Below are 7,591 nucleotides of genomic sequence, written 5' to 3' on the forward strand. Positions count from 1 at the left end.
ACCAAGCAGGACTTAGCCACATCAATACAGAAAACTTCAACCAACCAGAAGTGCAAGATGAGCTAAATCAAATCATTGCTAATGACTTTGATAAGGAGCAAGCATTAAAAGAGTTAAATGCCCAAACAGTGATTACCACAGAGTTTGGGAGAGAGGCTCCAAAGGTAGTGGCTGATTTCAGTAAAGATCAAATCAAACGCATTGCAAGCGATCCAAATCTAACCCCTGAAGAAAAAACAACGGAGCAACAAAAGTGGGCAGAAGGTGGGATTTACCGTGTGGCACTGCATACGGCAATGGGACTGCTTGCCACAGGTACGATAGAAGGCACGCTTAGCACAGGAGCGATAGCAGGTATCGCCCCTAAACTCAACGACATACAAGCCAAATTGACAGAAAAACTCATTGAACAAGGTTTGGACACGAGCACTGCTAAAAGCATCAGTCAATCTGCACTCAGCTTAGCCTTGGCAGGCATTGGTACAAGCACAGGACTGGATACCAGCAGTACAGCTTATGCGGTAAATACGGATGTGAATAATAGGCAGTTGCATGACCTTGAGTTTGAAATTATTAATTTATTATCAAAAATATATGCAAATAAAAAGGGACTTAGTGAAACAGAAGCAAAAAGGTTGTTGACTAGAGGTGCTTTATATCATATAGATGGTGATTGGAGGCAGGCTTATGATAATGATGCAAGCTCGGCTCAAGAAATAAATGCTTATAAAGAAGCTTATGATTTTCTATTAAATTCATCAAAGCACTCTAGCGGCCAAACTCTCAGTTCTGTGGAGCTTAAGAGCTTTCTCCAAGGAACATATGATCCAGGAATTTTACTCTTTGCTATTTATTCATCAGACGATCCCAGATATTGGCATTATGTAAATGAGAGTGGTGCTGCTTTTACCGCTACACCAAGCGACTTTAAAGATAGAGATCTATTTTTGAAAAATACTTTTAGGGATAAGGATCGTCTATCACATCTCATTAGTTATGCTGCTCTACAAGACCCCGTACAGTATCGTTATGGTAGTGAGGCAACGAACGCAAGAATTCAAGGCACCAATGATGGATTTGGCAATGCTGTTTATGATACCACAATTGGTTTTGCAAACAGCATCAAAGATCATGTGACTAGTGCACTGTCAGATCCTGCAACCTATGCAGCAACACAAGCGATGGCCGCATACGCACAAGCTGAACAAGTCGTAGATGTTATCTTAAACCCTATTGATGCCGCCAATAATTTTAAAGAACAAAAAGAGATGGGTGTCATGCAACACTATCTCGAGGTAATGCAAGGCAAAGGGCAGCAAGCTCACTACCAAGAAGGTAAATCAACAGGTTATACAGGCACAAATGTTGGATTATCTAGTGTAGCATTTGGTGGCGGTATTAATGCCATAAAAATAGCTAATACACCAAAAACAACAAACTCGCCAACCCCAAACAACCCCCATACTGGCACACTGCTTGCGTCAACAAAATGCTCTTTCCACGGTTCAATGCAAGTAAAAACCTTGTTTGGCTATAAGCCCATTTCTAGCATTAGAATCAATGACTGGGTATTCGCCAAAAATGAAATCACAGGTAAAACCAATTACCGTCAAGTCTTGCAAACCATTAACAGCATAGACCCTGACACCACACGCATTACTATTGTCAATAGTGATGGGGTCAAACAAACCATCATTTCAGATGGTTTACACCCTTATTTTGTGGACTTTACAGGCGACACCACACCGCCCAAGCCATCAACAGGTCATCGCTACAAAGGCAATCTAACCAATGCCTACTGGGTTGGTGCCAAAGACATTGAAATCGGTCATCGTCTGATTGATGATAAAGGCAATTATCAAACCGTCATTGCCATTCATACTGAAGCAACACCGCTAAACAGCTATAACCTAGAAGTAGACACAGACCATACCTTCTTTATTAAGGGCATTGATGGGACTCAGTCGGTATGGGTGCATAATGATTGTTATAGAAAATTACCCAATGGTTACCAAAAACAACCTGATGGCACTTATATCGCCAATGTTAATGGCAAGCAAATCACCTTAATTGAAACAAAAATCGGTAATGAGACGGTATATCATACCAAAGACCATCAAGCAGGTGATCCTTATCGGAATAAGGCTGGTCAGGCTGTTAATGAAAAAGGGAATACTTATGTTAATGACCCAAATAAATTAAATACTGATTTAACCAGACCTTCTTTAAGGGCGGACACAAAGCGTTTGATTGAAGCAAGTCACAGCTACAACGCTGATGGAAAAGCCCTAGATGAGTATGGCAACGTCATTGAACCGCCTTATCATTATGGTCATAAAACAAACTGGGAGAATAGACGAATTATCGCAGCCGCCACCGAGCTTGGCTGGGATCAAGCAACCCTAAATGACTATATCAATGCCAGACCAGGTCATTTTGAGTTGCAAAATGATAAATTTAATCTCAGTCATCAAGGCGAAAATAAAAGTCTAGAAGATTTAGATGAGATTAAAAAAGATATGCAAAAATTTTTAGATGAGGATACAAACTATGCAAACTAAACCTGTAAACCAACCAATGCAAGAAAATTTGGCAATGCAGATTATAGGTGCAAACTGGCAAGGAAATATTGACTTTCTAAAAAAAGTCTTTTTAGAAGATAAATCCTTTGATGTGCTATATATTAATAGCGATAAATCAAATTGGCTACACTCTGCAAATACACTTAACCCTTCGCCTGTAGAAGTGATTAATTTTTATATTGAGCAAGGTGTACCATTAGACGCTCAAAATCAATATGGAGAAACACCGCTACATTATGCTGTGCGTGAGCATAATGCTGATGCAGTATTGGCACTATTAAAAGCAGGTGCCAACCCGCATATTAGAAATGAAAGAGGTGTAACTGCATTACAACAGTTGGTTGGAAAAATTATTTTAGAAGAAGATGTGCCTATTTTTGAATATATGTTTGAATATGGCATAGATCCATATGTGCTGGTGGCAGAAGGTGCAAAAGTTTCTTTTTTTGAATATCTAAAAATGGCTTTACGCCCCTACAACTCAAAAGGAGAACAGTCTTACAAGCCTTATCTACAACCACTTGTAGATAGATTAACTGAGAATTTTCAGGAAAAATAACGTTGTTAAAATGCTACCTGTTGGAGCAAGAGAACAGGTTAGTTTTAAAGATGGCAAAGAAGTTGATTATGGTACACCAGACTCCGTCAGACCTGATTGGTGCATTGGCAATATTTGTAGTATTGAAGTCAAAAACTATGATATTCACGACAATCGGAATGGTTTAATCAATATCATCACAGAGCAAGCCAAAGAAAGAGATAAGCACCTACCCAAAGGTATGGTGCAACAGGTTTATATTGATTTAAGGGGACAGAAATATAGCCCAGCTGATAAAAAAGATATTGAGAAAAGAATTATAAAAAAATCTAACAATATTATTCAATTGGATAATATTAAATTTTTGGAGGATGAATAATGGAAATAGGTTTTAATGGATTAAATTCTATAATTTCTTTAAAAAAGGATAGGGGTTTTGTTTTTAATCTTTATCAAACCTTAAGAGATTTAGTTAAAGATAATACTATTGATTTAAATCTGATTGATAGGTTATTTAAAAAATACTTAAATCAAAAAGAAACAGAACAGGTTATCTCATTACTAATTAAGATAAAACAAGAAAATCAAGATAAAATGTTACTTGATGAATTTAATGCTATTGACAAAATGATAAAAATATTAAATAAGTTATTGGAAACATTAGTATTTTATAAAGAGTGCGATAATAGAATTGGTTATATAAGAATGATTATATTCAATATCCCATACTGTGCAATAGACCAAATGCAACCCCTAGAATTCTACGACAGCTTAACCGATGAAGACGAACCATTTTGGATGCGTGATGTGAGTGATTTTATTCAGAGGTAATTCTAAAAAATATAAAAATCCAACTTCATCATTATTTTGTAGATTTTACAGGCGACACCACACCGCCTAAGCCATCAACAGGTCATCGCTACAAAGGCAATCTAACAAGTGCCTACTGGGTCGGTGCCAAAGACATTGAAATCGGTCATCGTCTGATTGATGATAAAGGCAATTATCAAACCGTCATTGCCATTCATACTGAAGCAACACCGCTAAATAGCTATAACCTAGAAGTAGACATAGACCACACCTTCTTTATTAAGGGTATTGATGGGGTTGAATCGGTGTGGGTGCATAATAAAGATTGCTGGGTAGATATTCCAAATAATGCAAGACAAAAACAGGTTGGCAATAATACTGTTTATGAATTTGATGATAATGGGCGTACTGTACAAGTAATCAAAAATCCTGATTGGAAACAAGGTGATAAAAAAGCACAATATATTGAAGTTGAAACAACCAATGGTCAGATTTCTGTTAAGCATGAAGACAGAACTGACATAAACTATTCATACGATGTAAATGGCAATAAGGTTGTAAAAGATGAAAATAATCAATATTTTGCAAATGATCCTAATAACCCAAAAGTAGATACTGGTTATCATCGTCCATATTTGCGTTCAGACACAATGGAAGCAATTATGAAAAATTACAAGAAGCTACCTAACGGTGATTACGAACATATTGAAACAGGTAAGACTATTAAAGGTCCGATAGATATTGGTCATGTTGCAGGTTTTGAACACAGAAGATTGGAGATAGTTGCAGAAGAATTAAAAATGACTCAAGCAGAATTTAATGAGTATGTCAATGCTCGTTCTAATAAATTTCAGCTTGAAAATAGATCCGTAAACCGAAGTCATATCGATGAAATGTCAGGAAAAGATATACCTCCTACACTCAGAAAAGATATGACTGAATTCCTTAATCAATTAAGAGGAGTTAAAAAATGACCTTTTCTGAACACGACAACCAAATTTTTGAAGCTTTTTGCTTTTTTCATGATGGTGATATTGTTGATGGCATCAAAACCATGGAAAAATACAACCTAGATTATTTGGAAATAACCCCAAATGATAAATGGAATTGGTTGCACCAACTCCTTATGGGGGTAAACCCTGAACACAAAGTACCAGTGGAAGTAATTCAATTATTTATTGATAAAGGCGTTCCTGTTAACGCTCAAGATATTTATGGAATGACCTCACTGCATTATGCTCTGCGTAGCAGAAATGCAGATGTTGCGATTGTTTTATTGAACGCAGGAGCTGACCCTAATATCCCTGATATAGATGGTTTACGCCCTTTATCTATGGCTGGATATACCAAAGAAAGATTGGATGTATTGGAGTTAATGTTAAAAAAAGGTGCAAATGTGCATAATTTAATGGGTGATGGATCGGGTAGAACCATTCTTGAAAGCAGAAAGCCTAATGAATGTAGTCCACAGTGGGAAATTGATATTTATGAGATAATGAAAAAATATGCCTGATTTCAATAGAATTTAATGAGTATGTTAATGCTAGACCCGAAAATTTTAGACTTGAAAATATGTCTGACAATCGTAGTCATTCAGGAGAAATGCCTGGAAATACTATTCCAAAAAAATTAAGGCAAGATATGATTAATTTTTGCAAAAAACATCAATGTGGAGTTGAAAAATGAGTTATGATATTGAGTTTGAAGTGTATTGTGCATTGATGAATGGAGAAATTGATATTGCAGAAAAATTAATCGACATACACAAGGTTGATTGTCTTAAAGTTTCTGAAGTTGAAAGATGGAATTGGTTGCATGAGTTATTAATGGGAACCAATCCAAATGACAAACCTGTACCAGTGAAAAGTATTCAATTATTTATTGATAAAGGCGTTCCTGTTAACGCTCAAGATATTTATGGAATGACCTCACTGCATTATGCTTTGCGTAGCAGAAATGCAGATGTTGCGATTGTTTTATTGAACGCAGGAGCTGACCCTAATATTTCCAATATAGACGGTTTACGCCCTTTATCTATGGCTGGGTACACCAAAGAGAGATTGGATGTATTGGAGTTAATGTTAAAAAAAGGTGCAAATGTGCATAATTTAATGGGTGACGGATCAGGTAGAACCATTCTTGAAAGCAGAAAGCCTAATGAATGTAGTCCACAGTGGGAAATTGATATTTATGAGATAATGAAAAAATATGCTTAACCCAAAAATTGACAAGCCCCTGGTAAGGGTACTGGGCTAAAATATACAGTTTATCAGCAAGATATTGATTTAAACTTAAGAATCAAAATCAACAATCAAGAATTTTCTAATGCAGATTTAATGAAAAAAGGATCTGCCCCTTATATTCTTAAAAACGGTCAATACGAACAAATCTAAATTCATCATTCATGACAGAATGGAAGAGGTGCTTTGTTTGAAATAACACAACAGACTCATTTAGGTACTAAAAATGAAAATGGCAAACAAGCGATACACCCTTATTTACCTCAGGCACATCCAAATTTTCCAGTTAATAGACAAATGTTTAATAATGATCAAACCCAATACTGGAAAGATCGATTAGAAAAACTTATCAATTTAGGTAAAAAATGATGCTAAATATAATACAATATTTAATGAGTAAACAGCCAATAGCTGGAAAACGAGATAAGGTAAAGCAAACAGATGCTGAGAAAAAATTAATAGAATTCAATATTCCACCTAATAGCGAGTTCTATAATTTTTATAAAAATTTTTTTTGTGGTCATATTGTTTGCAATGTTGATGCAAGTGCAAAAATGTGTGATATTTTACCCCCACAAGGGTTGGATGCCGCCATATATGCCCACAAAAACTGGGACATTCCAAAAAATTACATTCTTTTTACCACAGGTGAAGGCGGAGGGGGGTATTTTTACAATATAGATGATAATAGCGTTTGGGATTGTGGTTTGGGTGAACAACACCTACTGGGAACAGACCAGTTAAAACATTGGGATAGTTTTTATGAGTTTATGGTGTGGTATTTGACGGTTGATGAATAATATCATCACAGAACAAGCCAAAGAAAGAGATAAGCACCTACCCAAAGGTATGGTGCAAAAGATTTATATTGATTTAAGGGGTCAAGCATATACAGATCAAGATCTTTTGGACATCAAGACAAGAATTGTAAATAAATCCAATGGATTTATTAAGTTAGAAAACATTAAATTTATAGAGGATAATAAATGATTGAAGTTGGTTTAATGGGCGTAGCTAGCCTAATTTCATTAGGTGAAAGAAATGAGGTTTATTCGTTCTTTTCTGAGTTATTTGCGTGTAGATTGGATGACAAAGAAGTTTTTGCAATCAAAAAGCTTTATAAAGGGTATCTTGACTACGATGGATCCATTATAGTTATAGATGTATTGAAGAAAATTGATTCAGAAAATTTTATTATTTCTCATAATAATATATTGAATAATTTAATTAAGATATTGCATAGATTATCAGAACAATTATTGTTTTTTTCAAAAGAAAATAATGAAAATGGTGTAATTAGAATGATTATATTCAACATACCCTACTGTGCAATAGACCAAATGCAACCCCTAGAATTCTACGACAGCTTAACCGATGAAGACGAACCATTTTGGATGCGTGATGTGAGTGATTTTATTCAG

Annotated in this window: 11 protein-coding genes; all 11 read left to right on the forward strand. The window is 35.6% G+C overall.

All coding sequences use genetic code 11. The features are described 5' to 3' along the window. The coding region (locus M2R47_RS08670; RefSeq protein WP_249102113.1) for a polymorphic toxin-type HINT domain-containing protein at window positions 1-2,561 on the forward strand (2,561 nt) is incomplete at its 5' end. Further along, complete coding sequence (locus M2R47_RS08675; RefSeq protein ID WP_249102115.1) at window positions 2,551-3,141, forward strand: ankyrin repeat domain-containing protein; 591 nt, start codon at window positions 2,551-2,553, stop codon at window positions 3,139-3,141. The genes M2R47_RS08670 and M2R47_RS08675, both read left to right, overlap by 11 nt. Window positions 3,142-3,151: 10 nt before the next feature. Continuing rightward, window positions 3,152-3,499, forward strand: a complete 348-nt coding sequence (locus M2R47_RS08680; RefSeq protein WP_249102117.1) for a hypothetical protein — start codon at window positions 3,152-3,154, stop codon at window positions 3,497-3,499. Continuing rightward, window positions 3,499-3,951, forward strand: coding sequence for a hypothetical protein (locus M2R47_RS08685; RefSeq protein ID WP_249102119.1), 453 nt, complete (start codon window positions 3,499-3,501; stop codon window positions 3,949-3,951). Before M2R47_RS08680 ends, M2R47_RS08685 begins: the two co-directional genes overlap by 1 nt. Window positions 3,952-3,968: 17 nt before the next feature. Next, window positions 3,969-4,904 carry a polymorphic toxin-type HINT domain-containing protein gene (locus M2R47_RS09590; protein ID WP_335341986.1) on the forward strand — a complete coding sequence of 312 codons (936 nt, stop codon included), beginning with the start codon at window positions 3,969-3,971 and terminating at the stop codon, window positions 4,902-4,904. Continuing rightward, complete coding sequence (locus M2R47_RS08695; protein ID WP_249102122.1) at window positions 4,901-5,443, forward strand: ankyrin repeat domain-containing protein; 543 nt, start codon at window positions 4,901-4,903, stop codon at window positions 5,441-5,443. Before M2R47_RS09590 ends, M2R47_RS08695 begins: the two co-directional genes overlap by 4 nt. Before the next feature lie 169 nt (window positions 5,444-5,612). Beyond that, window positions 5,613-6,146 carry an ankyrin repeat domain-containing protein gene (locus tag M2R47_RS08700; protein WP_249102128.1) on the forward strand — a complete coding sequence of 178 codons (534 nt, stop codon included), beginning with the start codon at window positions 5,613-5,615 and terminating at the stop codon, window positions 6,144-6,146. Between the two features lie 210 nt (window positions 6,147-6,356). Beyond that, window positions 6,357-6,539, forward strand: a complete 183-nt coding sequence (locus M2R47_RS08705; protein ID WP_249102130.1) for a hypothetical protein — start codon at window positions 6,357-6,359, stop codon at window positions 6,537-6,539. Between the two features lie 23 nt (window positions 6,540-6,562). Next, window positions 6,563-6,970, forward strand: a complete 408-nt coding sequence (locus tag M2R47_RS08710; protein WP_249102132.1) for a hypothetical protein — start codon at window positions 6,563-6,565, stop codon at window positions 6,968-6,970. Next, the gene (locus tag M2R47_RS08715; protein ID WP_249102133.1) at window positions 6,963-7,160 is read left to right on the forward strand and encodes a hypothetical protein; all 198 of its coding nucleotides are present in this window, start codon (window positions 6,963-6,965) and stop codon (window positions 7,158-7,160) included. Before M2R47_RS08710 ends, M2R47_RS08715 begins: the two co-directional genes overlap by 8 nt. Next, window positions 7,157-7,591: hypothetical protein (locus M2R47_RS08720; protein ID WP_249102136.1), on the forward strand; the 435-nt coding region annotated here is incomplete at its 3' end. The genes M2R47_RS08715 and M2R47_RS08720, both read left to right, overlap by 4 nt.

This window comes from Moraxella oculi (assembly GCF_023336735.1).
In the GTDB taxonomy this organism is placed as follows: domain Bacteria; phylum Pseudomonadota; class Gammaproteobacteria; order Pseudomonadales; family Moraxellaceae; genus Moraxella; species Moraxella oculi.

What these genes read in the sequence shown, in the direction of transcription:
- M2R47_RS08715 (WP_249102133.1), top strand. Translation starts at nt 6,963, where the DNA reads ATGAATAATATCATCACAGAACAAGCCAAAGAAAGAGATAAGCACCTA.
- M2R47_RS08700 (WP_249102128.1), top strand. Translation starts at nt 5,613, where the DNA reads ATGAGTTATGATATTGAGTTTGAAGTGTATTGTGCATTGATGAATGGA.
- M2R47_RS08680 (WP_249102117.1), top strand. Translation starts at nt 3,152, where the DNA reads ATGCTACCTGTTGGAGCAAGAGAACAGGTTAGTTTTAAAGATGGCAAA.
- M2R47_RS08685 (WP_249102119.1), top strand. Translation starts at nt 3,499, where the DNA reads ATGGAAATAGGTTTTAATGGATTAAATTCTATAATTTCTTTAAAAAAG.
- M2R47_RS08695 (WP_249102122.1), top strand. Translation starts at nt 4,901, where the DNA reads ATGACCTTTTCTGAACACGACAACCAAATTTTTGAAGCTTTTTGCTTT.
- M2R47_RS08675 (WP_249102115.1), top strand. Translation starts at nt 2,551, where the DNA reads ATGCAAACTAAACCTGTAAACCAACCAATGCAAGAAAATTTGGCAATG.
- M2R47_RS08710 (WP_249102132.1), top strand. Translation starts at nt 6,563, where the DNA reads ATGAGTAAACAGCCAATAGCTGGAAAACGAGATAAGGTAAAGCAAACA.